The following is a 23,893-nucleotide window of genomic DNA, read 5'->3' as shown; positions in this document are numbered from 1 at the left end:
CCGGTTATCCGCTGAAGATGATCGAGGACGGAGGAATAAAATGGGTAAATTGGTAGTACTTAATCATCCATTAATTCAACATAAATTGACGATGATACGAGATCATAAAACAGGCACTAAGGCTTTCCGCGAATTGGTGGACGAGGTTGCTACTTTGATGGCCTTTGAAATTACTCGCGATCTTGCTCTGGAAGAAGTGGATGTACAGACGCCGGTCGCAAAAGCAAAAGCGTATAAAATTGCCGGGAAGAAACTAGGTATCATTCCAATTCTTCGTGCGGGCTTGGGCATGGTTAATGGAGTTCTGAATTTAATTCCTGCCGCTAAAGTGGGTCATGTTGGGCTCTATCGCGATCCCGAAACGCTGAAACCTGTTGAATATTATGTTAAACTGCCTGCCGATATTTCGGAGCGCGATTTAATTATTGTAGATCCAATGCTGGCAACCGGCGGTTCAGCAGCGGCGGCGATTACTTCACTAAAGGAGCGCGGCGGAGTCAACATTAAGCTGATGTGCTTGATCGGAGCTCCGGAGGGTGTTAAAGAAGTGCAAAAAGAACATCCTGATGTAGACATTTATCTAGCAGCTCTTGATGAAAAATTGAATGAGCATGGCTACATTGTCCCAGGTCTGGGGGATGCCGGGGATCGGTTGTTTGGTACAAAATAATGGTCAAATCGTGTGCCATCCATGAAAAACATTTTCTTTTCCTGACATAATATGTGAGGAATATTTTCATTGTTGGTGATTTGTCACATTTTTATTGTGCTGACTAAGGAAAAAGTGATTAGAATTCTAGATATAAAGAAATATATATCAAAAAAGCAATAATAATTTAATATGCCAACCGCAATGATTAAAGTCACAATTATTTCGCTAATTATTGCATAAAGATAGCGCTTTCGTTAAAATATTAAAGAAAAGTCATTTTAATGAACAGTTTCTAAAGATGATTATATAAGGAATTTCTTCGACAATAGGCAAAAGAGCCTGTGAACGATTTATGTCTGACTACAGTTTTGGCCGACCATTTTCGAAAACTTTATAATGTATTTTTCTCTCGGTTAAGCCATGTCTGAACAGAACAGCTGAATCATCACTGCTGAGGAGGCCTTATGAAGCAGAATAAAAAACCGAATTCGTTGCAGATTGCTGCAACGGTAAGTGCGATGGGATTTGAGGTTTTCGCTTTTATCATCATTGGAGCGCTGGGCGGGAACTATCTTGATGGACGATATGGAACGGGACATCTGTGGCTGCCCATTTGTGCAGTGGCTGGGTTCTTCCTGGGACTGTTCAGCTGCTTCTATACCTTGAAATCCTTAATGAAGGAATGACAAGCGATGAAACCGGTCATGGAATGGTTTTCACGTGTTTTAATGATTGTTGCGATTATCTATACAAGTGTATTTGGGTTAATCTGGTTTTTGATACCGGCGAGAGCGCTGGCCAGCGGCTTTCTCCTCGGCGGATTAATCAGTTTATATAATGTTTTTCATTTGTCGTTTCGCTTAAGGATAGCCGGACTTCGGGTTCAATCAGGTGCCCGCCATTTAGCGGGATTACATATGACCGTACGCATAGCAACCATTGTTTTTGGTGTGCTGATGGTTTATCGTTTTCCAACCCGTATTGATTATCGATCTTTTGTGCTGTCGCTGTTGTTTGGCTATCTAATGCTTGTGACGGTGATGAGTTATTATTATTTGAAAGGCAATGGCACGACTTCTTCGGATGAAGGGGGGGAGACTCATGGATCTGACTCCGAAAGTGAAATTTCTCGGAATGACATTTGATGTCACGTTGATGATTGGATCAGTGGTTTCCGCACTAATCGTCATGCTGATTGTATTCTTGTTAAGTCGTCGGCTTACCGTACGTCCGAATGGACGACAAAATGTGATGGAGTACATCATTGATTTTATCAGCGGCATTACGGGTATGATGCTTGAAAAGAAAGAATCAGCCAAATATTTAAGCTTTGCACTGACCACCTTTCTTTTCATTTTAATTGCCAATTTGCTTGGCGTTATCGTCATGGTAACGGCCACTGCTCATGGTTCGCTGCCATCGCTAGGCATTACAGCAGCTGATTTGAAAATGACGGATTCGGTCAGCTGGTTCAAATCACCGACGTCTGACATCAATGTTACGGTAGCAATGGCTGCTGCAATCTTTCTCTATTCGCATTTCGCAGGTATTGCCAAAAGTCCGCTTGGCTATCTGCAGCACTATGTAAAACCGTTTTGGTGGATGCTTCCGATTCACATTATTGACGAAGTATCGAAACCGGCAACACACGCATTACGACTTTGGGCGAATATTTTCGCTGGTGAAGTGCTCATTATCATTCTTCGCGAAGGCGCCTTTTATTTCACCGGAGTGCCGCTCTTTGTTTGGATGGCTTTCTCCATTTTCGTCGGATGCATCCAGGCGTATATTTTTACAGTGCTGGCAATGGTGTATATCGCTCAAAAGGTGGGAGAGGAATAATGCCTGTTTCTAAATGGGACGCTCTTCCGCAAGCGATGGTAAAAAACATAGACAAATTAGGAGGAATCTTGTTATGAGTTTAGCAGTTCTAGCTGGTGGTATCATGATCGCATTCGGTGCGCTTGCAGCAGGTATTGGCAACGGTGTACTTTTCAGCCGCTATTTGGAAGGAATTGCCCGTCAGCCGGAAGCTCAAGGTACTTTATTCGGACAATCAATGATCGCTCTTGGTCTTGTTGAAGCATTACCTGTCATTTCAATCGCTTTTGGTATTTTGGTGCTTTTCGGTATCATCGGATGATCCAGCCGAATTTTTCGGCAATGAATCATTGAGAAAATCTTTAGATCGAAAGGAGTGGCAAGAGCTGTGCTGTCATTTTCTTTAGGAAGTATCATTTTCCAATTAGTCGTCATGATCTTGTTGATGATCTTCGTCGCAGTTGTCGGCGTACGACCGGTTGTAGCGATTATGGAAAAGCGAAAAAAATACATTAACAGTCAAATTGACGACGCTGAAAAGAAAAGTCAGGATGCTGAATCCTATTTGGCTGAACAGAAATCGGAAATCGAACGGATTCGCAATGAAGCCCATGGCATTCTTGAACAAGCAAAGAGTCAGGCAAGTGCTGAAGCGAAAGCAATTATTGAAGCAGCGAAAAACCGTTCGGATCTGATGATTAAAGACGCGAATGAAGAAATTGGCCTTGAGAAAGAGAAGGCAATTGCCGCAATCCGCGATGAAGTCGCCGACCTGTCGGTGCTGCTCGCATCTAAGGTGCTTGAAAAGGAAATTAATCCTAAGGATTATTCAAATGAGATTGACCAGTTGATTAAACAAGTGGGGAATCAGCGATGAGCGAAATCGTAGCGAACCGTTATGCTAAGGCGCTTTTCGAGGTTGCAGAGGAGCGAGACTCTATCGATGCGATTGAATCTCAACTGCATAGTGTAGCCGAGGGTCTTTATGAACATGAAGATCTGCGTCGAGTTCTGATGCATCCTCAAGTAAGCAGTGACAATAAAAAAGAACTTGTAAACAAGCTGTTTGAAAAACAGGCAGGTGTTGAAGTCCTTAATCTGCTGAAATTGCTCATCGACCGCAAGCGTGAAGCCATAATCGATGAAGTGCTTGAAGCCTACACGCACATGGCGAACAAAAAACGCGGTATACTCGACGTAACGATCACAACCGCTGCTGCTTTGGACGAGCAAGAAAAGAAAGATCTTGCTGAACGTCTGGGTAAGGCGCTTGACAAGAAGTTGAGCATCCACGCTAATGTTGACAAGGCAATTATTGGAGGTATCCTGCTTCGTATTGGCGATCGCCTTTTCGACGGATCAATCGCAGGTAAGCTTGCAGGCTTCAAACAGGAGATTAAAGTAGGGAGACAGGGGTGAAAATATCGTGAGCATTAAAGCGGAAGAAATCAGCTCATTGATTAAACAGCAGATTGAAAATTATCAATCCACTGTTGAAGTGAGCGAAGTCGGCACTGTCATCACTGTCGGCGACGGAATCGCCCGCGTCCACGGTCTTGACAGTGTTATGTCGGGCGAGCTTGTCGAATTTTCCAACGGCGTCCTCGGCATGGCCCAAAACCTTGAAGAGGACAACGTCGGTATCGTCATTCTCGGCCCTTTTACAGATATTCATGAAGGTGACCCGGTAAAACGAACTGGACGCATCATGCAAGTGCCTGTAGGCGAAGCACTGCTTGGTCGTGTAGTCAATCCGCTGGGACAGCCGATTGATGGAAAGGGACCGATTGTAACAGATAAATCGCGTCCGGTTGAAAAGAAAGCACCAGGCGTTATGGATCGAAAATCAGTGTTCGAACCGATGCAAACCGGCATTAAAGCAATTGATGCAATGATTCCGATTGGCCGCGGCCAGCGTGAATTGATTATCGGCGATCGCCAGACCGGTAAAACATCAATTGCGATCGACACGATTATTAGCCAAAAAGATCAAGACGTTATCAGTATTTACGTTGCAATCGGTCAAAAAGAGTCAACGGTTGCGGGTGTTGTAAACACGTTAAAAGAATACGGATGTATGGATAAGACGATTGTCGTCTCTGCCGGAGCATCCGAGCCGGCTCCGTTGCTTTATTTGGCTCCATATGCCGGAGTTACAATGGGCGAAGAGTTCATGTACAACGGTAAACATGTGTTGATTATTTACGATGATTTGTCCAAACAGGCAGCGGCATACCGTGAACTTTCCTTGCTGCTTCGCCGTCCGCCGGGTCGTGAAGCATTCCCGGGCGACGTTTTCTACCTGCACTCGAGACTGCTGGAACGTGCGGCAAAATTGAGTGACGAATTAGGTGGCGGTTCAATTACCGCGTTGCCGATTATTGAAACGCAGGCCGGGGATATTTCAGCCTACATTCCAACCAACGTTATTTCGATTACTGACGGACAAATTTTCCTTGAATCGAATCTTTTCTATTCAGGTATTCGTCCTGCAGTTGATGCCGGTACTTCCGTATCCCGTGTTGGTGGTGCTGCACAGATCAAAGCAATGAAGAAAGTTGCCGGTACCTTGAAGCTTGATTTGGCTTCGTATCGTGAACTTGAAGCATTTTCGCAATTTGGATCTGATCTTGACAAGGCTACGAAAGCGAAGCTGGATCGTGGTGCTCGTACGGTTGAAATTCTTAAACAGGATCTTCACAAACCGTACCCAGTCGAAAAACAAGTTGCAATTCTGTATGCTTTGACGAAAGGCTATGTTGATGATATCGCGATTGCTGACGTTAAACGTTTTGAAAAAGAACTGCTTGCCTATCTTGAACAAAACGGCAACGGCATTCTTGATAAAATTCGTGAAACAAAGCAGCTTCCGAATGATCAGGCATTTGCTGATGCGATTACCGCATTCAAAAAGACTTTTGTTCCTTCTAAGGCCGAATAAGCCCATAGGAATATCGCATATACACTATTTTGAAAGACGCACATTCTTCTGAAGATTGGCCTGATCCGATTGGTTATGGATGCTACATAATTAAGATCAGACGGGCTTTCAAGGGTGGTGAACGAACATGCCTTCAATGCGTGATATAAAAGAAAAAATCGCTTCTACAAAACAGATGCGAAAAATTACCAAAGCAATGCAAATGGTTGCGGCAGCAAAATTGAATCGCGCGCAGGCAACAGCACAGGACTATTCGGCATATGCGGATAAACTGCGCGAAGTTGTGGCAAGTATCGCGAGCACCTTGCCGAAAGGCGGAAACAGCAAGCATCCGATGCTTGCCAGCAGGCCGGTAAAGAAAACCGCGTATCTGGTCATTACTGAAAACCGAGGACTTGCAGGCGCTTATGACAGTACCGTATTAAAATATACGCAAAATTTAATTCGGGAAAAACATGAGTCCAAAGATGAATATTTAATCCTTGTGACTGGCAAAGTGGGATTGAATTTCTTTGAAAAGCGCGGCTATCCTGTCGCTCTTAGCAAAACAGATGTTCCGGATACAATTGCTTTCGATGATGTATTGGATTTCGCTAAGCAGGCAATCAGCTTATACGACACCAAAAAAATTGATGAATTGCACTTGATTTATAATCACTTTGTCAATGCAATCTCGCAAACCTTGGTGGATAAACAGCTGTTGCCATTGACGGATCTTGAAAGCAAACCTAAGGAAAAGGTCCGTTATGTCTATGAACCAGATGAAGATGAAGTGCTTGAGAGCTTGTTGCCTCTTTATGCAGAAGGTCAAATCTATGGTGCTTTGCTTGACGCAAAGGCAGCAGAACAGGCAGCCCGCATGACTGCGATGAGAAGCGCTTCGGATAACGCAAGCGATATTATCGATCATTTGTCTCTTTCTTATAACCGTGCGCGTCAGGCCGCCATTACTCAGGAAATTACTGAAATTGTCGGCGGCGCAGCCGCTCTCGAATAACCGATTGTTAGAAAATGCTGATAGGAGGTAGTTTCATGAACAAAGGGTATGTAACTCAGGTCATGGGCGCCGTTGTTGATGTTAAGTTTGAACGCGGCCATCTTCCTGAAATATACAACGCTCTGACCGTAAATTATAAAGCTCAGTCCTCCAATGAAGCGGACATTCATCTGACTCTTGAGGTCGCGCTACACCTCGGCGACGACTCCGTGCGCACGATCGCTATGGACTCAACCGACGGACTTGTCCGGGGCTTGGAAGTAGAAGATACCGGTGCACCAATTTCGGTGCCTGTTGGTGAAGCAACACTTGGACGTGTATTCAACGTACTTGGAGAAGCTATTGATGGCAAACCGGTTGCTCCTGAAGTTGAAAAACACGCGATCCACAGAGATCCACCGAAATTCGCGGAGCTATCAACGAAAACGGAGGTTCTTGAAACAGGTATCAAGGTTATTGATCTTCTGACTCCTTATATTAAGGGTGGAAAGATCGGCCTGTTCGGCGGCGCCGGCGTAGGTAAGACCGTCCTGATTCAGGAACTGATCCACAACATCGCTGAGGAACATGGTGGTGTGTCTGTGTTTGCGGGTGTAGGCGAACGAACACGTGAAGGCAACGACCTTTACTATGAAATGACGGACTCAGGAGTTATCAAGAAGACCGCCATGGTGTTCGGCCAGATGAACGAGCCGCCGGGTGCGCGTATGCGCGTGGCACTTTCCGGACTGACAATGGCTGAATATTTCCGTGATGTGGACGGACAGGACGTTCTGCTCTTTATTGATAATATTTTCCGCTTTACACAAGCGGGCTCTGAAGTGTCCGCGTTGCTCGGCCGTCTGCCGTCAGCCGTTGGTTATCAGCCGACACTGGCAACAGAAATGGGTCGTCTACAGGAGCGAATCACGTCTACGAAAAAGGGATCAGTTACATCGATTCAGGCCGTTTATGTGCCTGCCGATGATTATACTGACCCGGCTCCGGCGACAACATTCTCTCACTTGGACGCGACGACTAACCTTGAGCGTTCATTGACTCAGATCGGTATTTATCCTGCCGTTGATCCGCTTGCTTCGACTTCACGTGCTCTTTCTCCTGATATTATTGGTGAAGAACACTACGAAGTTGCAGAAAGAGTTCAGATGACGCTTCAAAAATATCGTGAATTACAGGATATCATTGCCATCCTTGGTATGGATGAACTTTCTGATGAAGATAAACTGACGGTTAGCCGTGCTCGCCGTATCCAGTTCTTCTTAGGCCAGAATTTCCACGTTGCCGAACAATTTACAGGCGTTCCGGGATCCTATGTTTCTGTTGAAGAAACGATTAAAGGATTCAAGGGTATTCTTGACGGTAAGTATGACGATGTTCCTGAAGAAGCATTCCGTAACACAGGAACGATTGACGATGTACTGGAGAGAGCAAAGCAACTGGTTTAATGAGCGGCGCATGAACCGCTTAGACCTAATGAAGGGGGCTGGCTGATGAGTACGGTGCATACGGATATTGTCACACCTGCAGGCAAAGTATATGAGGGAGACGTCCATATGGTATGTGTACGCTCCAAGAGCGGAGAATTGGGCATTCTGCCGCATCACTTGCCGATTGTTGCTCCACTAGACATTGCACTTGTCCGATTGAAACATGAAGACGAAAAAATTGTTGACTATGTGGCTGTTCATGGCGGTTTCATTCAAGTGGGCCGAACAAGCATTACGATTTTATCGGAGGCTGCTGAGAAGAAAGCCGATATTGATGTTGAACGCGCTAAGAGAGCGAAAGCGGAGGCTGAAAAGCAGCTGAGCACGCTTCATGAAACTTCTGAAGGCTATGCAGAGGCAATGCTGAAGCTGAAGCGTTCAGAACTTCGATTAAACACAGCGGCAATTAATGATGCAGTTCCAGAGGCGTAATAGTAAGTAAACTATTTATCGACCGTTCCAAATAGGAGCGGTCTTTTTTTTACTTAATTTCTATAATGCATTGTGTTCAAAAAATGTTCAGATTATTTCAGTATACTTTTCAAATACATTAATAAGTAAAAGGCAGGATGTTCTGCTTAAGTTATTATTCACGGAAAAAATTTTGAAAAAAAGTGGTTATTTTTCATAATCCGCGATAAAATGATCACAGGCAACTAATTGTTATAGTTACATTAAAAATATATTACTGTTTTATTACAAACAAGGAGATGGATACATTACTTCTTAATGCTCTACGAATTATTTCTTGTTAGGCAAAAAGGGCTTAAGAAAAAAGAGCGGTACATAAAAACTATGGAACGGCTCGGCCGTTCGTAAACGCGATCAGAAAATAAACAGGCGGTGGCATTTATTGATCATTAATTCGGGTTTTCAGGCAATGATCAGCATTTTCGTTCATATTTCCTTTTTAGCGCTTACTTGGTGGGCGCTGCAAAGCGTAAAATTAGAAGCCGCGTTTCGTCATCCGAAGAGCATGCAAGCGAGAGCTTTTTATGTCATTCTGGCCATTGCTATCAGTTATCCGGTAGCGAAGTTTTTTCTCGATTATGTGGTTTGGTCTCTGATGCTTCCACAGATTTACGAATGATCTTCAATAGCGCGAATGAGGTCTGTTTTTGACGAAAAGTTCCACGTATTTCTCCCTCTTGGTTCAGGCAATACTGAAAACAAGAGAGGGGCGGACGGAAATGAAACGGAGTTTATATCTTATTTGCATTTTTTTTGCAGCATTCCAATTGTTTACAGGACTAAATCAAAACCAAGCTTCTGCAGAGCATGTGGCTGATTCATTTGATGAACTTAATCAAATCGGACTTTTTGCCCATACGCTTAAAGATAACCAGGCACATGTATCGAGCTGGTCGGTATATGCGCGTGAGATCCAATCCTCGGGTGTTACGCGTAAGAATTTTGATAGGACAGCGACTCAGGTAAAAAAGGAGTTCAGCGACTATGAATGGCGGCCTTTGAAGCCAAATGAAGGGGCCATCGGCTGGGAAGGTACAAAAAAGATTCACTCTGGGAACGTGCAAATGAGCATAAATTTTATGGCTTATCCGCATGGGAAACATTTCCAGACCGTCACACTATATCGTGTAACCGGCGAATCCTTTAAGCAGATTCAATGGTCCCAAAACAAAAAGTATATTCGTGCGGAAATGAAAAGAATTTTCAACGGACAAGAGCACATATACACTTGTGTAAAAGCTTATCACAGTGCTAAAATGAAACTTGCCTTAATTGACGAAGGAATGCGATATCTGAAGCTTTTTTCGGCGACTCCTGTTGAACGACTCCAAGAAAAAACCTTTGTATCAATTTCCGCATATACTAAGACATGGAACAATGCCATTTATACAGCGAACAAAAAGATGAATATTCAGGCAGCCTTGAGAAATGATGGGGACCGGACCATTATTGTCCTTGGCTCACCAATCATTACGGTGGAATACTAACGGGTGTGAAACCTCGTATGCCTCCGTTGTGGTTTGACTTAGCAAAAAACGCGGCACGGAAGAATGTTCCGGATCGAGCGAAGAGATAAATGGACGCGGAGGGGAAAAGTTTGGAAAAAATTATCGTTCATGGAGGGAAACGGCTTTCGGGCTCTGTGAAGATTGAAGGTGCAAAGAACGCTGTTCTTCCTGTTATTGCCGCATCAATGCTTGCCTCTGAAGGTACGAGCAAAATATATAATGTACCGGAATTGGCAGATGTATACACGATTAATGAAGTCTTGCGTTATTTAAATACATCGGTGAATTATGAAAATAAAACCATCATGGTTAATGCGGTGGCGGATTTATTTACGGAGGCGCCATTTGAATACGTTAGGAAAATGCGTGCGTCCTTTTTAGTCATGGGCCCGCTCTTGGCTCGTGTCGGGCATGCGAAGATTGCGCTTCCCGGTGGCTGTGCGATTGGATCCCGTCCTATCGACCAGCATCTTAAGGGTTTCGAAGCAATGGGTGCAAAAGTCACGATCGGCAACGGATCCATTGAAGCAAGTGTCGATGGAAAATTGCAGGGGACAGTCATTTATTTAGATTTTCCAAGCGTTGGCGCAACGGAAAATATAATCATGGCTGCTTCGCTTGCAGAAGGTGAGACTGTACTTGAGAATGCGGCTTGTGAACCGGAGATCGTAAACTTAGCGCAATATCTCAATGCGATGGGTGCAAAGATCAGTGGTGCCGGAACCGGCAGAATAACAATTGAAGGTGTTGAAAAGCTGCACGGCGCGGAACACTCCATCCTTCCCGATCGGATTGAAGCAGGAACCTATATGATTGCTGCAGCCATTACGGGCGGTAATGTGCTGATTGAAGATGCGGATATTGAAGATCTTCGCCCTTTAATTGCCAAAATGCGTGATATGGGTGTTATCATTGAAGAAGAAGCAGACGGAGTTCGTGTCATTGGAACCGATCACATGCAAGCGGTCGATGTTAAGACAATGCCGCATCCCGGTTTCCCAACAGATCTTCAGGCACAAATGATGGCACTACTGCTTAAAGCCAAGGGTACCTCTGTCATTACGGAGACAGTATTTGAAAATCGCTTCATGCATGTTGAAGAATTTCGCAGAATGAATGCGATGATCAAAATTGACGGACGTTCAGCAATTATCAGCGGACCGTGTGACTTGCAAGGTGCAGAAGTGGCTGCTACAGATCTTCGAGCGGGAGCGGCACTTGTTATTGCCGGACTCGTGGCTAAGGGATATACGAAAGTCAGCCGTCTGCATCATATTGATCGCGGTTATGTAGATCTTGCAGGCAAATTGCGGGCACTCGGTGCTGATATTGAACGCGTGAGCAGCAGCGAGGAGGAACAACCTGTTGCCGCTGCCGATGATCTGCGCGGTGCTTTGAGCATCAATCCTAAGTTCGCTTAATTTAATAATAAGGCTTTACCTATAACTCGGTCCGTTGGCCGAGTTATTTTAATTTGTAATTAAATGTATCATTTTAAATCTTCTGATAAATAAGGCTACACGAAAGCCTTTAAAAAAATTATATGCCTATTGGCCAAATCTATGCAAAAAAAACAGCCTGTTCTATTTAAAAGAGGAGAAACATAAACTTTATTATCTCATTCTCTTGGAGGCAATTGTCCAATGAAGAAAGCCGCCGTGCTCCTCTTTATCTTTGCGCTAGTTATTATCATCATCCCCGCAGCAGTTGTTATTCCGTTCACGCAGAAAGCTGTGGGCGAACAACAGCATCAAAGCACCAAACGCACCAAAATCGCGGCGCAGCAAAATGTGATTCAGGTCTCCGTTGACCGATCCAATACAAAACAGACAGATCAAGTAGCCTTGAATGACTACTTGATTGGTGTTGTCGGATCGGAAATGCCGGCCAAATTTCGTATTGAAGCCCTAAAAGCTCAAGCGATCGCAGCGCGAACGTATATTATGGCACGGATTATTGACAATCCGGATGTTCACGTTACAGATACGGTACAAAATCAAGTGTATCATAGCAGTCAGGAATTGAAGCAGATTTGGGGAAAGGACTACGAATGGAAACTGAAAAAAGTAAAAAAAGCAGTTGAACAGACACAGAATCAAGTGATCACGTATGATGGAAAGCTGATCTCCCCGGTGTTCTTCTCCACGAGTAACGGACAAACAGAAAATGCTGATAATTATTGGAAAAATAATGTTCCCTACCTTCGATCGGTTGCCAGCCCATGGGATAAACTGTCGCCGAAGTATAGGAATGAAAAAATACTGACCACCAGATCGGTTGAACAGGCGCTTGGCGTCACCTTAGGCAGCAATCAAGGCACTCTAGGAAAGGTAATCAGCAGGACAGACACCGACCATGTTGCACGCATTGAAATAGCCGGCAAAACGTTTACCGGTAGACAGGTTCGGGAAAGCCTAAACCTAAGTTCCACTGATTTCCAACTAACCCAAGAGGGCGATCAGATTAAAGCGGTCACCATTGGCAGCGGGCATGACGTCGGCATGAGTCAATACGGAGCCGAAGGAATGGCTCGAGAAGGAAAGACAGCTAAACAAATTCTCACCTATTTCTATCAAGGTACACAGATCAGTAAAATGACAATAAAATCGAAAGCACAGCAACAGATTGCGAAAAAATAATTTAATTTTTCAGGCGCTTGAAATCAAGTGCCTTTTTCTTTTCCAATAAATATAAAGCTCACAAATGCTTTGTCCGTCACTTCCTGCCTTTAGAGCACATAACAAAAAGATTTGCTTGACCAGAAGTTCACCTAGTATAGATTTTCAACAGGGTTATTCTTAGAAAATAGCAATTTATTGATGCATTTTTTTGTTAATTTCATAATTTTTCAATGAAATGGACATAAAATCGTATTTTACATGTATAGATCGGCCGCATTCTGATCAGAATGTTGCTGAGGTGATACAATTTGACAGATAACAAGGATCAGAAGAAGTCGCAGGAAAAAGAGCTGTCCGGTCTGCGAAAACTAGCAAAACGGCGCTGGTTCTATCCCGCTTTATATTTATGCGCCGCGTCGCTTATCCTTACCGGGGTGCTGCTTTTTCAAATGAATGGTGCCAATAAGGCGAGCGAAGATGAGAACCGCACAGTATTTAATCAAGATCAACCGACGCCTCATGCACAGAATGCCGGTGATGAAGTTTTTGAATGGCCAGCGAAGGCCGACGATACAACAGTTGTCCAGCCTTTCTATGACGTTAAAGGAACCGAACAAGAACAGCAAGCCGCTCTCGTAAACTATAACAATTCGTATGTCCAAAATACAGGCATCAACATTGGCGCGAATAATGAAAAATCGTTTACAGTAACTGCGGCGATGGGCGGAAAAGTCACGGAGGCAGCGAAGGATGACACACTTGGCTACAAAGTCACATTGAAGCACAAAGACGGTGTTGAAACGATGTACCAAAGTCTTGGATCAGTAGATGTTGCTGTTGGTCAGGAAGTTGCACAGGGTGAGAAAATCGGTACTGCAGGAACGGAAGCATTGAACAAAGCAATGGGCGTTCACCTGCATTTCGAAATTCGTAAGAATGGAATTCCGGTCAGCCCGGAAAACTATATGAACAAAAGCGCTTCCGATGTGAAGGCTGTGTCAGTCGGTGCACAAATGACGACCACCAATCCTTCCGCATCTGAGAAAGTGAAAGATGAAGGAAGCACGGAAACGCCGAAACAAGAGAGTGAAAAGTCAAAGGATCAAAGCAAATCGAACACAAAATTACAAAGCGATTCAAGCAAAGGGTCATCAATTGACAAAAGCTCACTAAACTCACAAAACTGAAGAAAATACGAAAACGGCTCCTGATTGGGGTCGTTTTTTTATGCAAAATAAACAGAAGATAAGTTAAATGATTGATAAAATAAGAGAATCTACAAGCGCCGCATATACAGAATTAACAAAGCTGGAGTAAAATAAAAAGAATATCATTCGGATAAGGAGGCGTAGCATTGATGTTTGATTACCACTTCTCACCATTTTCTCAGCCACGAAATTCAGTATTTGCAAAACGAGGGATGGTGGCGACTGCGCAGCCTTTGGCTGCACAGGCAGGACTCGATATTCTGAAAAAAGGCGGGAACGCAATTGATGCAGCTATTGCCACTGCCGCCTGCCTGACTGTTGTTGAGCCAACATCAAACGGAATCGGCAGCGATGCCTTTGCGATTATTTGGACAAAGGGAAAGCTTCACGGATTGAATGCCAGCGGAACTGCTCCGGACAGTATTTCGATTGAAGCGATTCATGCTCGTGGGTTTGATGCGATACCGGCACATGGCCTGGAGCCGGTCATGGTCCCAGGAGCTCCTGCCGCTTGGGCGGAGTGTTCCAGACGTTTTGGACGCCTTTCTTTGAAAGAAACATTGCAGCCTGCGATTGACTACGCAGAACAGGGGTTCCCTATTTCTCCAATTGTTGCAAAAAATTGGCGGATTGCCTTTGATAAATATAAGAAGACATTCCAAAATACGATGTTTGCGCCGTGGTTTGACACCTTTGCTCCTGACGGACAAGTGCCGGAAGCAGGCGATGTCTGGCGATCCGCGGATCATGCGCGAAGCTTAAGGGCGATTGCCGATTCTAATGCGGAAGACTTTTATAAAGGAGATCTGGCAGATCAAATCGACAGCTTTTCACGCGCACATGAAGGGTTTATCCGCAAAAGCGATCTTGCACGATACCGGCCGCAGTGGGTAGAGCCGATTTCGGTTAACTATCATGGGTATGATATATGGGAACTTCCTCCTAACGGTCAGGGATTGGTCGCATTGCTTGGCCTGAATATTTTAAAACAGTTTGATTTAAAAAATGAGGACTTAATTAGTAAATATCATAAACAAATTGAAGCGCTCAAGCTTGCCTTTTCCGACGGCAAAGCGTATATCACAGATCCGCGCGAAATGAGTGATGAAGCAATGCAGCTGCTTTCTGAACCATACAGCGCACTGCGAGCAAAACAAATTGGACAGATGGCAATGACCCCTGAACCGGGCAAATTGCCTAAAGGCGGAACCGTGTATCTTGCGGCAGCGGATGAAGAAGGAAACATGGTTTCTTTTATTCAAAGCAACTTTATGGGATTTGGTTCAGGCATTGTCATTCCGGGTACAGGAATTTCGCTGCAGAATCGCGGGTATACATTCTCTCTGAATCCTAAAGATGCGAACAGTCTCGCTCCCGGAAAGAAAACATACCACACCATTATTCCAGGTTTCCTGACTCAGAATGGAACGCCTGTCGGTCCGTTTGGCGTGATGGGCGGGTATATGCAGCCGCAAGGCCATCTGCAGGTGATCAGCCGATTGATCGATGAGCATCTGCATCCGCAAGCTGCGCTTGATGCGCCCAGATGGCAGTGGATTGAAAATAAGACTGTGCTTGTCGAACCGGAATTTCCAAATGCTCTGGCACAGGCATTGGCACGTCGCGGACATGATATTAGCGTAGCACTGGACACAGGTTCCTTCGGCCGCGGGCAAATCATTTGGCGCGATCCAAATACCGGGATATTAGCCGGAGGCACAGAATCACGAGCAGATGGAATGGTTGCAGCATGGTAATGGGGCAAAGTAGAGGATACATAATGAATGAAGTTAGGAGTTTTTTTTAATGAACCAGGAAGGCGAAAACAGATCGATTCAGAAATCCTCTTTAGCAATTCATTGGGATTTATTTGTAGCATTTTTCCGCTCCGGAATTGTCAGTTTCGGAGGCGGACCATCGGGTATCCCACTCATTGAAGCAGAGGTAGTTAAAAGATATCATTGGATGAGCTTAGAGGAATTCGGCGATATGGTTGCTTTGGCAAATGCACTTCCCGGGCCGATAAACACGAAGCTCGCCGGATATGTCGGTTGGCGCGTTAAGGGACTTTCGGGGCTGCTCGTCGCGCTTGCGGCAGTGGTTCTGCCTACGGTGATCCTAATGATTGCATTACTGGGTGTACTTGCGAGATTTCAAGACCAGCGATGGGTACGTGGCATGACACAAGCAGTATTGCCCGTGGTCGGAGTACTCATGGCACAGCTTACTTGGAGCTTTATGAAAAATGCCAAAAAAGGTCTGGGATGGATTATCAGCTTAATATTGGTCGGGCTGAGCTTCGTTTTGATGGAAGTCCTGCATGTTCATCCGGCAATCTTGATCGCATTGACACTGCTGCTTGTCCTGCTTAAGCCTTCAAAAAAAGCGGGTGAACGCAAATGATTTTATGGAAGATGTTTCTTGCATTCTTTATTCCGGGAATTCTGGGTTACGGCGGCGGACCGGCTTCCATTCCGCTTGTTGAAAACGAAGTTGTCGGTCATTACCATTGGATGACGGTAACTGAGTTCAGTAATATCCTAGCCTTTGGAAACGCGCTGCCCGGCCCGATTGCTACAAAAATGGCCGGCTATATCGGCTATGATGTTGCCGGAATAGTCGGTGCGCTTGTTGCCATGTTCGCAACCGTTGCTCCGTCATTGATTCTGCTTATTGCGCTTCTTAAGCTGCTTGAGCGATTCAAGGATTCTCCAAAGGTAAAGTGGCTGACCCTATTGATTCGTCCGATTATCGTGGTCATGCTCGGTATGATGGCCTACAATTTCTTCGCAACCTCTTTTCAGTCGTCAGGCTGGCTGCCGATGGTTCTGATCGCTGCGGCAAGCTTCGTGCTGATGCAGCGGTTCCGAATTCATCCTGCTTTTGTGATTGCCGGTGCGCTCATCATTGGCGCAGCCTTTATGGGGTAAAAAACTAATAGTGAGGAATTTCATTAGCTAACAAGATTAAACCAATGTGTTTGATCTTTTTAGGGGAAAATGAGAGCGGTTCTCATATTTTTTCATACTTCCTGAGGCTTAGTTCTACTCTATACTTAAGTCCGTATGCGATCACGGTTTTTTCGAGTATGCTGTGATAAAAGGAGGCAGTTAGCTAATGTCCGTTCTTGTTATCTATGCTCATCCGGATCCGAAAAGCTTTAATCACGCGATTTATGAGCAGGTTGTTCGCGGGCTGAAGGACAAAGGGCAATCTTATGATGTTATTGATCTGTACAATGAAGGCTTTGATCCGGTGCTCGTACATAATCAGGATAAAAAGCGATCGGAAATGAAGGATGATCCGGAATTAGCAACGTATCGCCGTTTGATCAAAGAAGCTGATCACCTGATTTTTATCTATCCAATCTGGTGGTTTGGTATGCCGGCCATACTGAAAGGGTTTATTGATCGCGTGTTTGCGTCAGGCTTTGCTTACACATACAAAAAGAACATTCCGACCGGATTGTTGAAGGGAAAATCGGCAACGGTGTTCTATACACTTGATTCTCCTGGGTTTTATGAACGATTGGTTCGTCATCATTTAGAATGGCAAGCGATTAAAGGCCCGATTCTCCATTTTTGTGGAATTCGTCCGGTGCGCCGATTTGTCTTTTTCGGTGTGCGAACGAGCAGTGAGCAGAAAAGAAAGAAATGGCTGGAAAAGATTTATCAGGTCAGTCGAGAATAATCAATTGACTGATCCCCCTCGATAAGAAAAACCAGGCAAAAGGCGCTCGATTCTTGAACCATGCTGAATTTTGACTACGCTCGGGTTGCTCGTTTGCCGCGGGCGATCTCCTCGAACATACTTGTGTCGCGGAGACTCCTATGGCTCGCGATCAACAGAGACGCTCCGCAGGCGTCTCACACCTGCACGGTTCATTCACAATCATATTACTTTCTTTACTTGTCAAAAAAAGAGGCTTCCCAGCACACGCGGGAAACCTCTTTTTAATGATGAAAAATGATTAAGCTAATTCTTTGTTCTTCGTCTCTTTACCGAGGAAGAGCACGGCCAAAATGGCAACAATAATGGAGATGCAGAAGATCGTGAAGATACCGCCAATGGATACCTTTTGCACAAGCAGATAGCCGACCAGAAGTGGTCCGAAAATGCCGCCGATTCGTCCAAAGGCTGCCGCCATACCTGTTCCGGTACCTCGGATGACGGTCGGATATTGTTCAGGAGAATAGGCATACAGCGCGCCCCATGCACCGAGGTTAAAGAACGAAAGCAGGATGCCGGAAGTCAGAATGACAGGCAATGTCGTCGCGTAGCCAAAGAAGTAAGCGAATACCGCAGTGCCTAGCAAATACACGATCAGCACCCACTTGCGGCCCCATTTTTCAATCAGCCATGCAGCAGTGAAATAGCCCGGAAGCTGGGCGAGTGTCATGATCAGTACGTAGCCGAAGCTTTTGACCATGCTGAATCCTTTTAGTGCGACTACGCCAGGAAGCCAGAGAAACATGCCGTAATATGAGAAAACAACGCAAAACCAAAGAATCCAAAGCATTACGGTTTGGCGGACATATTTTTTCGACCAGACCTCAACGATGTTATGCAGTACAGAAGGTTTTTCATGCAGATTTTTCGCTACATAGTTTGCTGAATCGTGAATATTCCAGCGAAGATAAATGGCGTAGAATGCCGGAAGAGCTCCGATCAATAACGCGATACGCCAGCCGAAATGCGGAATAATGAAGTATGCAATCAGTGCAGCGATAATCCAGCCGCCAGCCCAAAAGCTCTCAAGCAAGACGACAATGCGGCCGCGTTTTTCCTTAGCAACACTTTCGGAAACAAGGGTTGAAGCGACAGGCAACTCGCCGCCAAGGCCCATGCCGATGAAGAAACGAAGAACAAGAAAAATGGTGATTCCTGTAGCCAGTGCCGAGAGGCCGGCACCGACTGAGAACAAAAGCAAGGTTAAGATTAGAACATTCTTTCTTCCGATCCGGTCAGCCATTAATCCGAAAATAAGTGCGCCGACTGCCATACCGATTGAACTGATACTGCCGATCCAGCCCATTTGAACCGAATCTAATTTCCAATCCGCTGCCAAAGCTGCAATGATAAATGACAGCATACCGACGTCCATCGCATCAAATAACCAGGCGAGACCGGCGACGCCGAGCAACTTCTTTTCCGAGGGGTGATTCGTGAGTGACATAATATCCTCCTAATTAATGAGTGCGGCTCTTATAGTTGTAAAACAGAGCTTGTTCATCTTTTATTATTCAAATCTGTCCCCATTATAATGACTAAGTTTACAGGTGTAAAGACACTTGTTGGAAACAGTTGCCTTATCGGAACCGGAAATCATTGGAATAGATAAGCTTTTTCATCAAGCAAAAGTATAAGGCGTACGTGCTGAGTTTAAAGATAGCTATCTTGTTCCCTGGTTGCAGAACAAGAAAAAAATCTTCCAAACATTAGATGCACGCTAAAATAACAGAAGAGTAAAGCAATGCATTTAAAATAAATTGGCTCTAGAAACTAGGGATACTAAAAGCCGCACTGGCACCGGCCGGAATGAGATAGAAAATAACCGCTGAAATCCTGCCTGCCTTGTCAAAGACAAATATCCGTCGAATGCTTTCCAATTTTATACAGGTTAGAAATCTTGATGTTGTAAGAAACATATGAAAGTTGACGAGAACAATCATTGTAAACCACACAGGCAGCACTCTGAAAAAATTAAAAAGGATCAGAGGAGAAAAGATGAACAGGCTGTCGAACAAAATATCCCAAACACTTCCTAACGCGGATTCCACTTTTAAGCCTTGTGCAACTGCTCCGTCATATAGTATCTCCTATGCTATCTTTTAATAATCAGGGGTGTCAGCCACCATCCAAGACCTAAAATGACAACGATTCCTGACAGCAGCACAAAGGGTTCCATATACATACCGACCATATAGACAATGGTCACAATCCCTGTCACGTATAATGCACCTAATAAAAGCCAAGTCGGGAAGCCATGAATAATTGCTAATCCAACAGTGATTAAACCAATCCTCCGACTAAGAAAGACATGAAATTACGATTCATCAAATTAAGAGGAAATTGAGCAGATCCCCAAATGCTCACAATGACGCCCAACGCAACAAGCACATAACCCAAAATGGTTAATCCTGACATACTGTTTCTCCCTTCTTTAATCAAATTTTCCTGAAACGTTTTATCGCCTTTGATCAACTATCTAGTGATAGATTAAAGATGTCCGAGAGTTTTAAAATTTTCTCAATGTCGGGATAACTTTTCCCTGTTTCCCATTTTGAAATGACTTGTCGAGAAATATCCAATTTTTCTGCCAACTCATCTTGTGACATGTTTAATCGTTCACGTGTTTCCTTAATCCTGTTTCCTAAATCCATAATGATGCTCCTTTCCATAGTAGGTAGTTTGTAGTCTAGTCTCGGATGCTGATCAAAGATATATATAGATGCTTGACTGCAACGATCAGTTGCACCCTAGTTTTGTCCTGTTATTTCTGTAGATGATGCCCGATTTTTCACTGTTGATCCTGCTTGGTACACGATGTCCTGCAGGAATAGACTGTTCTATCTAAATGATCATTCAACGAACATACGTGCTATAATTTATTTATAAAAAGTACGAGATCATTCATAAAAGGAGTAAATGGAGGAATAATACATGAATCTGAAAGAAGTGCAGGATTGGGAGAAAAAGTTCTATGAAGGGCGGGGTTGGAAGGACCTGCCCCCATACATACGCGTGGGTTTTCTTATTGAAGAAATAGGTGAAGTATCTCAAGCCGTCCGTGCTTATGAGATTGGGCGCGACCATCCGAATGAGCGTTCAATGACGAAAGAAGAAATCAAGCAGAATCTTTCGGAAGAACTTGGTGATGTGCTCTCTAATGTGGCCATTCTCGCTGATTTGTATCATCTTAGTTTGGAAGACATAGTAATGGCGCATCGCAACAAGCTCACTAAGCGGTACCAAGAACAAGGGTGAACTAAATAGGGATTGAGATCCCGACCTTCTGGAACTATTGTAGACTTACTTTCTTGTCCGAAGACGCAAAGAGAGGTACCGAGGCTTGTCCCAAGCCATGGCTTTTTGTGCGAGCCAGTGACACCGGAGTCAGTCGTTTCTCACACTCGTGCAGCTTTTTTGGATGATTTTTTATCAAAGCGAATACTGACTCAACTCGGCAATGAATAGCCGAGTTTTCAGAAGATGAGAAAGTTTAGCATTTTGGCCTGTTGATACGATACGACAACAAGGTCATAAGATTCAGTTGGACGATCAGGTAAGCGCCCAATCTGCGAAAATAACCGGAAAAATTCCGCTTAATTCTAAAATGAATGAAAAAATCACTTAAATAGACGGAGAAATTCCCCCTATCGAATCGAAAAGACGTGAAAATGGAGGCATTTTCTTTGAATAAGCGGAAAAGTTACCCTTATTTACCCGTGAAACAAGCGCTATGATCCATATAACCGGAAAAATTCCGCTTATTTTACGTTACTTAATAAAGGACCAAAGTGATTTATGAAATAGAAATGTCTGTTCAAGGTTGATGATTCAAAACTGCATTTGGAGCGAAAGCCATCACGTCCTGTGAAAGTATGTCCTGTATGCAAAGTGAAAGTCATCAATCCTGTGGCAAGCAGGATACTAGGCCGTCCATGGATTACGACGGCAACTCCGCCCTCGCTGGAGGATTGGCGAAGCCGAGTTTTCTTAAGTTGTCTCCTATAATAAAAACAACGTTCATTAATCATTGCAAATTTCGGGTATTGGTCTACTGTGTGGTGTTAAACGGATAATCATGCTTTTTAATAAACTGATTCATAATGGAAAATCAAGTGAGGAAAGAGGGAAACGGCTGAATCAAGGACAGAGATTCACAATGTATAGGAAAATACGGAAAAAGTTTCCTTTATGGGAAAATTGGTTTGGTTCATCTCAAAATCGAAGGGTGCGTCCATTGTTTATGGCGATCCGACCGATCGAGGCGACAAGCAGGTGGTATCTTTTTCCGGCGTTCGCATTATCGGTGGAGGCGGCTATGCGTCGGTGAAGCCACTGGGAATCTATGAAATCGACAAACAAAAAACGACGTTCAAGCCGGTTTATGATCTTAATTTTCTCGTGCTTATTCTCTCCATACTTACATTCGGACTGAAACTGATCAACAAAAATTCAAAAGAGCGCTAACAAAAAGAGGCTTGAAAGTGCAGCTTTCAAGCCTCTTTCGAACATAATCAATAACCAACTTCAACTGAAGCGTTAACAATATACATTAAATCGTTCTTATCGTTTTGTTCTTTTAAGAAGATGCCGCTCGGAGCCGCCATTCCTCCGTCCATGACCTCGATGTGAACCGTTCCATACGGAATTTCTGCTTTTATTTTTTTGAAATCTAAGCTTTCCTTATCTTTTGGAACAGCCAGTCGAATGGTAACCTTCATGTTGTTCAAATCGTTTTCCGGAAGAAATCGGGTGATACCAGGCATTGAATTTCTATGGATCGCATCGCGTACAGCCCGAACTGCGGCTGTTGTGACATCTTGCCCGTGCACGTCAGTACCGAATCCTGTTTCAATGAATAAAAGGTGATCCATAATTTTACCCCCATAACCAAATTTTCAATCCTATTATAACAAAGTTAAAAAAGAGGTCGCAGTTAAAGTGCTTGAAAATAAAAATGTCTATGTAAGAAAATCCGACAAAAAGTCCATTTTTTTTCGTATAAGAATTAAAATGAATGTGAAATATTATTTGTTGATATCTGTTCAGTTTTGGAATAAAGCAAGGATTAATGGAGAAATGGCATGAATCATGAAATTTTTATCATTAAAAGTCTGGTAAAGGCGAACGATAATTGCAGCAAGCAACAAAATTTACGCTTTTTCCCCATTTTTTATTCCCTTTTTGGCACATATAAGCTATAGTAAAGTCTGTGAGTTAAATTCAAAAGATTTAGCGGGGGGTTTTTAAGTGTTTAAAAAGAGAATAGCAGTGCTCGTAGCCTTTGTTGTTGTTCTGGCTTCCGTTCTTGCGGGATGCGGCAACAGCAAATCAAGCGGAGGCAGCGCAACGAAGAAGGCGGCTTTCAAAGCAGGTATGGTTACGGACACAGGCGGCGTTGATGACAAGTCTTTCAATCAGTCTGCTTGGGAAGGCTTGAAAAGCTTTGCAAAGGACAACGGTCTTAAAGAAGGATCAGGTGTTAAATATCTGCAGTCAACACAGGCATCGGATTATTCACCGAACCTGAACACAATGATCCATCAGAACTATAATATCGTTTATGGTATCGGCTTCTTGATGCAAAGTGATATCCAGAAAATTGCACAGCAAAATCCGAAAGCGCACCTTGGCATTATTGATGCCGTTGCTGTTGATAAGAACAATAAACCTCTGAAAAATGTAGCAAACATCACTTTCAAAGAACAACAAGGCTCGTTCTTGGTTGGTGTCGTAGCAGGTTTGACAACGAAAACGAATAAAGTCGGTTTTGTCGGCGGCGTTAACTCTGCGTTGCTTAAGAAATTCGAAAACGGCTTCAAAGCCGGTGTGAAGACGGTAAATCCGAAAGCAGAAATTTACGCTCAGTATGCAGGAGCATTTGATGCACCTGATAAGGGACGTGCAATCGCTCAAACGATGTATACAAAAGGCGCTGACATTATTTATGCATCCGCAGGCAATACAGGTAACGGTGTATTTACGGAAGCGAAGAACCGCACGAAGAATGGCAAGAAGGTATGGGTTATCGGTGTTGACAAAGATCAGCATGATCAAGGTATGCCGGAAAATGTAACTCTGACTTCCATGGTTAAACGCGTTGACCAAGCAATTTATAATGTAACGAAACAAACAAAGGCAGGTAAATTCCCTGGCGGTAAAGTACTTGAATTCGGCCTTAAAGAAAACGGCGTCGGTATCGCACCAACGACGGATAATGTTTCGAAGAAAGCACTTAGTGCTGTTAATGATTATAAAAAGAAAATCATTGATGGATCCCTCACGGTTCCGACAACAGACAAGGAATATAAGGAATACCTTGCAAACTTGAAGTAATTATTTGATCTATTGCTGATGGATGAGGCGGTACCTGCCTCATCCATCAATTATAATTAAGGAAAATATGATTTGGACATATAAAAGCCTGTTTTAGAACAAGCTTTTTTTATATAATAAGT

At 44.0% G+C, this 23,893-nt stretch carries 29 protein-coding genes; 23 read left to right on the top strand and 6 right to left on the bottom strand.

Annotated elements, in window-relative coordinates; genetic code table 11:
• The first annotated feature begins 40 nt into the window (after nt 1-40).
• The 20 genes from upp to AC1MBV_RS17015 all read left to right on the top strand — a co-directional run bounded on the left by upp (nt 41) and on the right by AC1MBV_RS17015 (nt 17,396).
• Nucleotides 41-670: a uracil phosphoribosyltransferase gene (gene upp / locus AC1MBV_RS17110; protein WP_255748786.1), complete on the top strand. Its 630-nt coding sequence runs from the start codon at nt 41-43 to the stop codon at nt 668-670.
• Between the two features lie 446 nt (nt 671-1,116).
• Nucleotides 1,117-1,338, top strand: a complete 222-nt coding sequence (locus tag AC1MBV_RS17105) for an AtpZ/AtpI family protein (protein ID WP_480948863.1) — start codon at nt 1,117-1,119, stop codon at nt 1,336-1,338.
• A gap of 6 nt (nt 1,339-1,344) precedes the next feature.
• Complete coding sequence (locus AC1MBV_RS17100; RefSeq protein WP_255748788.1) at nt 1,345-1,797, top strand: ATP synthase subunit I; 453 nt, start codon at nt 1,345-1,347, stop codon at nt 1,795-1,797.
• Nucleotides 1,754-2,494, top strand: a complete 741-nt coding sequence (gene atpB / locus AC1MBV_RS17095) for a F0F1 ATP synthase subunit A (protein ID WP_255748789.1) — start codon at nt 1,754-1,756, stop codon at nt 2,492-2,494. The genes AC1MBV_RS17100 and atpB overlap by 44 nt, the downstream gene beginning before the upstream one ends.
• A 73-nt stretch (nt 2,495-2,567) precedes the next feature.
• Nucleotides 2,568-2,795 carry a F0F1 ATP synthase subunit C gene (gene atpE, locus AC1MBV_RS17090; RefSeq protein WP_255748790.1) on the top strand — a complete coding sequence of 76 codons (228 nt, stop codon included), beginning with the start codon at nt 2,568-2,570 and terminating at the stop codon, nt 2,793-2,795.
• A 66-nt stretch (nt 2,796-2,861) separates the two neighbouring features.
• On the top strand, nt 2,862-3,350 hold the full coding sequence (gene atpF, locus AC1MBV_RS17085; RefSeq protein ID WP_255748791.1) for a F0F1 ATP synthase subunit B: 489 nt from the start codon (nt 2,862-2,864) through the stop codon (nt 3,348-3,350).
• Nucleotides 3,347-3,892, top strand: coding sequence for a F0F1 ATP synthase subunit delta (locus AC1MBV_RS17080; protein ID WP_255748792.1), 546 nt, complete (start codon nt 3,347-3,349; stop codon nt 3,890-3,892). Before atpF ends, AC1MBV_RS17080 begins: the two co-directional genes overlap by 4 nt.
• 7 nt (nt 3,893-3,899) lie before the next feature.
• Nucleotides 3,900-5,414 carry a F0F1 ATP synthase subunit alpha gene (atpA, locus tag AC1MBV_RS17075; RefSeq protein ID WP_480948862.1) on the top strand — a complete coding sequence of 505 codons (1,515 nt, stop codon included), beginning with the start codon at nt 3,900-3,902 and terminating at the stop codon, nt 5,412-5,414.
• Between the two features lie 127 nt (nt 5,415-5,541).
• Nucleotides 5,542-6,411, top strand: a complete 870-nt coding sequence (gene atpG, locus AC1MBV_RS17070; RefSeq protein WP_480948861.1) for an ATP synthase F1 subunit gamma — start codon at nt 5,542-5,544, stop codon at nt 6,409-6,411.
• Between the two features lie 35 nt (nt 6,412-6,446).
• Nucleotides 6,447-7,856 carry a F0F1 ATP synthase subunit beta gene (gene atpD, locus AC1MBV_RS17065; protein ID WP_255748795.1) on the top strand — a complete coding sequence of 470 codons (1,410 nt, stop codon included), beginning with the start codon at nt 6,447-6,449 and terminating at the stop codon, nt 7,854-7,856.
• A gap of 45 nt (nt 7,857-7,901) precedes the next feature.
• Nucleotides 7,902-8,330, top strand: a complete 429-nt coding sequence (locus AC1MBV_RS17060) for a F0F1 ATP synthase subunit epsilon (protein WP_480948860.1) — start codon at nt 7,902-7,904, stop codon at nt 8,328-8,330.
• Nucleotides 8,331-8,751: 421 nt separating this feature from the next.
• Nucleotides 8,752-8,988, top strand: a complete 237-nt coding sequence (locus AC1MBV_RS17055) for a DUF1146 family protein (protein WP_480948859.1) — start codon at nt 8,752-8,754, stop codon at nt 8,986-8,988.
• 100 nt (nt 8,989-9,088) lie between these two features.
• Nucleotides 9,089-9,856 carry a YwmB family TATA-box binding protein gene (locus AC1MBV_RS17050; RefSeq protein WP_480948858.1) on the top strand — a complete coding sequence of 256 codons (768 nt, stop codon included), beginning with the start codon at nt 9,089-9,091 and terminating at the stop codon, nt 9,854-9,856.
• A gap of 110 nt (nt 9,857-9,966) precedes the next feature.
• Nucleotides 9,967-11,298: a UDP-N-acetylglucosamine 1-carboxyvinyltransferase gene (gene murA, locus AC1MBV_RS17045; RefSeq protein WP_480948857.1), complete on the top strand. Its 1,332-nt coding sequence runs from the start codon at nt 9,967-9,969 to the stop codon at nt 11,296-11,298.
• A 222-nt stretch (nt 11,299-11,520) separates the two neighbouring features.
• Nucleotides 11,521-12,516: a stage II sporulation protein D gene (gene spoIID, locus AC1MBV_RS17040; RefSeq protein WP_480948856.1), complete on the top strand. Its 996-nt coding sequence runs from the start codon at nt 11,521-11,523 to the stop codon at nt 12,514-12,516.
• A gap of 290 nt (nt 12,517-12,806) precedes the next feature.
• The gene (locus tag AC1MBV_RS17035; RefSeq protein ID WP_255748801.1) at nt 12,807-13,685 is read left to right on the top strand and encodes a M23 family metallopeptidase; all 879 of its coding nucleotides are present in this window, start codon (nt 12,807-12,809) and stop codon (nt 13,683-13,685) included.
• A 170-nt stretch (nt 13,686-13,855) separates the two neighbouring features.
• Complete coding sequence (locus AC1MBV_RS17030; RefSeq protein WP_255748802.1) at nt 13,856-15,463, top strand: gamma-glutamyltransferase family protein; 1,608 nt, start codon at nt 13,856-13,858, stop codon at nt 15,461-15,463.
• Between the two features lie 49 nt (nt 15,464-15,512).
• Entirely contained in the window at nt 15,513-16,109 is a 597-nt protein-coding gene (locus AC1MBV_RS17025) for a chromate transporter (RefSeq protein WP_255748803.1), read from the top strand.
• Nucleotides 16,106-16,636: a chromate transporter gene (locus AC1MBV_RS17020; RefSeq protein WP_255748804.1), complete on the top strand. Its 531-nt coding sequence runs from the start codon at nt 16,106-16,108 to the stop codon at nt 16,634-16,636. The genes AC1MBV_RS17025 and AC1MBV_RS17020 overlap by 4 nt, the downstream gene beginning before the upstream one ends.
• Nucleotides 16,637-16,823: 187 nt before the next feature.
• Nucleotides 16,824-17,396 (top strand): NAD(P)H-dependent oxidoreductase, encoded by a 573-nt coding sequence (locus AC1MBV_RS17015; RefSeq protein ID WP_255748805.1) that lies wholly within the window; start codon nt 16,824-16,826, stop codon nt 17,394-17,396.
• Between the two features lie 280 nt (nt 17,397-17,676).
• Here the strand turns inward: AC1MBV_RS17015 and AC1MBV_RS17010 are convergent, their stop codons facing one another.
• The 5 genes from AC1MBV_RS17010 to AC1MBV_RS16990 form a co-directional block, all read right to left on the bottom strand.
• Nucleotides 17,677-18,882: an MFS transporter gene (locus AC1MBV_RS17010; protein ID WP_255748806.1), complete on the bottom strand. Its 1,206-nt coding sequence runs from the start codon at nt 18,880-18,882 to the stop codon at nt 17,677-17,679.
• A 319-nt stretch (nt 18,883-19,201) separates the two neighbouring features.
• On the bottom strand, nt 19,202-19,522 hold the full coding sequence (locus AC1MBV_RS17005) for a CDP-alcohol phosphatidyltransferase family protein (protein WP_370646106.1): 321 nt from the start codon (nt 19,520-19,522) through the stop codon (nt 19,202-19,204).
• Between the two features lie 8 nt (nt 19,523-19,530).
• Nucleotides 19,531-19,656, bottom strand: coding sequence for a hypothetical protein (locus AC1MBV_RS17000; protein WP_255748807.1), 126 nt, complete (start codon nt 19,654-19,656; stop codon nt 19,531-19,533).
• Nucleotides 19,657-19,718: 62 nt separating this feature from the next.
• Complete coding sequence (locus AC1MBV_RS16995; RefSeq protein WP_255748808.1) at nt 19,719-19,853, bottom strand: hypothetical protein; 135 nt, start codon at nt 19,851-19,853, stop codon at nt 19,719-19,721.
• Between the two features lie 53 nt (nt 19,854-19,906).
• Nucleotides 19,907-20,089 (bottom strand): helix-turn-helix transcriptional regulator, encoded by a 183-nt coding sequence (locus AC1MBV_RS16990; protein ID WP_255748809.1) that lies wholly within the window; start codon nt 20,087-20,089, stop codon nt 19,907-19,909.
• A gap of 280 nt (nt 20,090-20,369) precedes the next feature.
• Here AC1MBV_RS16990 and AC1MBV_RS16985 point away from each other — a divergent pair, with 280 nt between their 5' ends.
• Entirely contained in the window at nt 20,370-20,693 is a 324-nt protein-coding gene (locus AC1MBV_RS16985) for a MazG-like family protein (protein WP_255748810.1), read from the top strand.
• Nucleotides 20,694-21,626: 933 nt separating this feature from the next.
• Nucleotides 21,627-21,902, top strand: a complete 276-nt coding sequence (locus AC1MBV_RS16980; protein ID WP_255748811.1) for a hypothetical protein — start codon at nt 21,627-21,629, stop codon at nt 21,900-21,902.
• Nucleotides 21,903-21,949: 47 nt separating this feature from the next.
• On the opposite strand, the gene AC1MBV_RS16975 is transcribed toward AC1MBV_RS16980, so the two are convergent.
• Entirely contained in the window at nt 21,950-22,309 is a 360-nt protein-coding gene (locus AC1MBV_RS16975) for a Lin0512 family protein (RefSeq protein WP_255748812.1), read from the bottom strand.
• Between the two features lie 376 nt (nt 22,310-22,685).
• Between AC1MBV_RS16975 and AC1MBV_RS16970 the strand changes: the two genes are divergently transcribed.
• A complete protein-coding gene (locus AC1MBV_RS16970) occupies nt 22,686-23,771 on the top strand; it encodes a BMP family lipoprotein (RefSeq protein WP_255748813.1) in 1,086 nt (361 codons plus the stop codon).
• Nucleotides 23,772-23,893: the final 122 nt, after the last annotated feature.

The organism is Sporolactobacillus sp. PKPK-6 (genome assembly GCF_056678885.1).
This window is presented reverse-complemented; position numbering and strand designations above follow the sequence as displayed.

Bases quoted from the DNA above. Each gene is read 5' to 3' on its own strand.
- upp (WP_255748786.1), top strand. From the start codon at position 41: ATGGGTAAATTGGTAGTACTTAATCATCCATTAATTCAACATAAATTG.
- AC1MBV_RS17105 (WP_480948863.1), top strand. From the start codon at position 1,117: ATGAAGCAGAATAAAAAACCGAATTCGTTGCAGATTGCTGCAACGGTA.
- AC1MBV_RS17100 (WP_255748788.1), top strand. From the start codon at position 1,345: ATGAAACCGGTCATGGAATGGTTTTCACGTGTTTTAATGATTGTTGCG.
- atpB (WP_255748789.1), top strand. From the start codon at position 1,754: ATGGATCTGACTCCGAAAGTGAAATTTCTCGGAATGACATTTGATGTC.
- atpE (WP_255748790.1), top strand. From the start codon at position 2,568: ATGAGTTTAGCAGTTCTAGCTGGTGGTATCATGATCGCATTCGGTGCG.
- AC1MBV_RS17080 (WP_255748792.1), top strand. From the start codon at position 3,347: ATGAGCGAAATCGTAGCGAACCGTTATGCTAAGGCGCTTTTCGAGGTT.
- atpG (WP_480948861.1), top strand. From the start codon at position 5,542: ATGCCTTCAATGCGTGATATAAAAGAAAAAATCGCTTCTACAAAACAG.
- atpD (WP_255748795.1), top strand. From the start codon at position 6,447: ATGAACAAAGGGTATGTAACTCAGGTCATGGGCGCCGTTGTTGATGTT.
- AC1MBV_RS17060 (WP_480948860.1), top strand. From the start codon at position 7,902: ATGAGTACGGTGCATACGGATATTGTCACACCTGCAGGCAAAGTATAT.
- AC1MBV_RS17050 (WP_480948858.1), top strand. From the start codon at position 9,089: ATGAAACGGAGTTTATATCTTATTTGCATTTTTTTTGCAGCATTCCAA.
- spoIID (WP_480948856.1), top strand. From the start codon at position 11,521: ATGAAGAAAGCCGCCGTGCTCCTCTTTATCTTTGCGCTAGTTATTATC.
- AC1MBV_RS17030 (WP_255748802.1), top strand. From the start codon at position 13,856: ATGTTTGATTACCACTTCTCACCATTTTCTCAGCCACGAAATTCAGTA.
- AC1MBV_RS17025 (WP_255748803.1), top strand. From the start codon at position 15,513: ATGAACCAGGAAGGCGAAAACAGATCGATTCAGAAATCCTCTTTAGCA.
- AC1MBV_RS17020 (WP_255748804.1), top strand. From the start codon at position 16,106: ATGATTTTATGGAAGATGTTTCTTGCATTCTTTATTCCGGGAATTCTG.
- AC1MBV_RS17015 (WP_255748805.1), top strand. From the start codon at position 16,824: ATGTCCGTTCTTGTTATCTATGCTCATCCGGATCCGAAAAGCTTTAAT.
- AC1MBV_RS17010 (WP_255748806.1), bottom strand. From the start codon at position 18,882: ATGTCACTCACGAATCACCCCTCGGAAAAGAAGTTGCTCGGCGTCGCC.
- AC1MBV_RS16995 (WP_255748808.1), bottom strand. From the start codon at position 19,853: ATGTCAGGATTAACCATTTTGGGTTATGTGCTTGTTGCGTTGGGCGTC.
- AC1MBV_RS16990 (WP_255748809.1), bottom strand. From the start codon at position 20,089: ATGGATTTAGGAAACAGGATTAAGGAAACACGTGAACGATTAAACATG.
- AC1MBV_RS16985 (WP_255748810.1), top strand. From the start codon at position 20,370: ATGAATCTGAAAGAAGTGCAGGATTGGGAGAAAAAGTTCTATGAAGGG.
- AC1MBV_RS16980 (WP_255748811.1), top strand. From the start codon at position 21,627: ATGGGAAAATTGGTTTGGTTCATCTCAAAATCGAAGGGTGCGTCCATT.
- AC1MBV_RS16975 (WP_255748812.1), bottom strand. From the start codon at position 22,309: ATGGATCACCTTTTATTCATTGAAACAGGATTCGGTACTGACGTGCAC.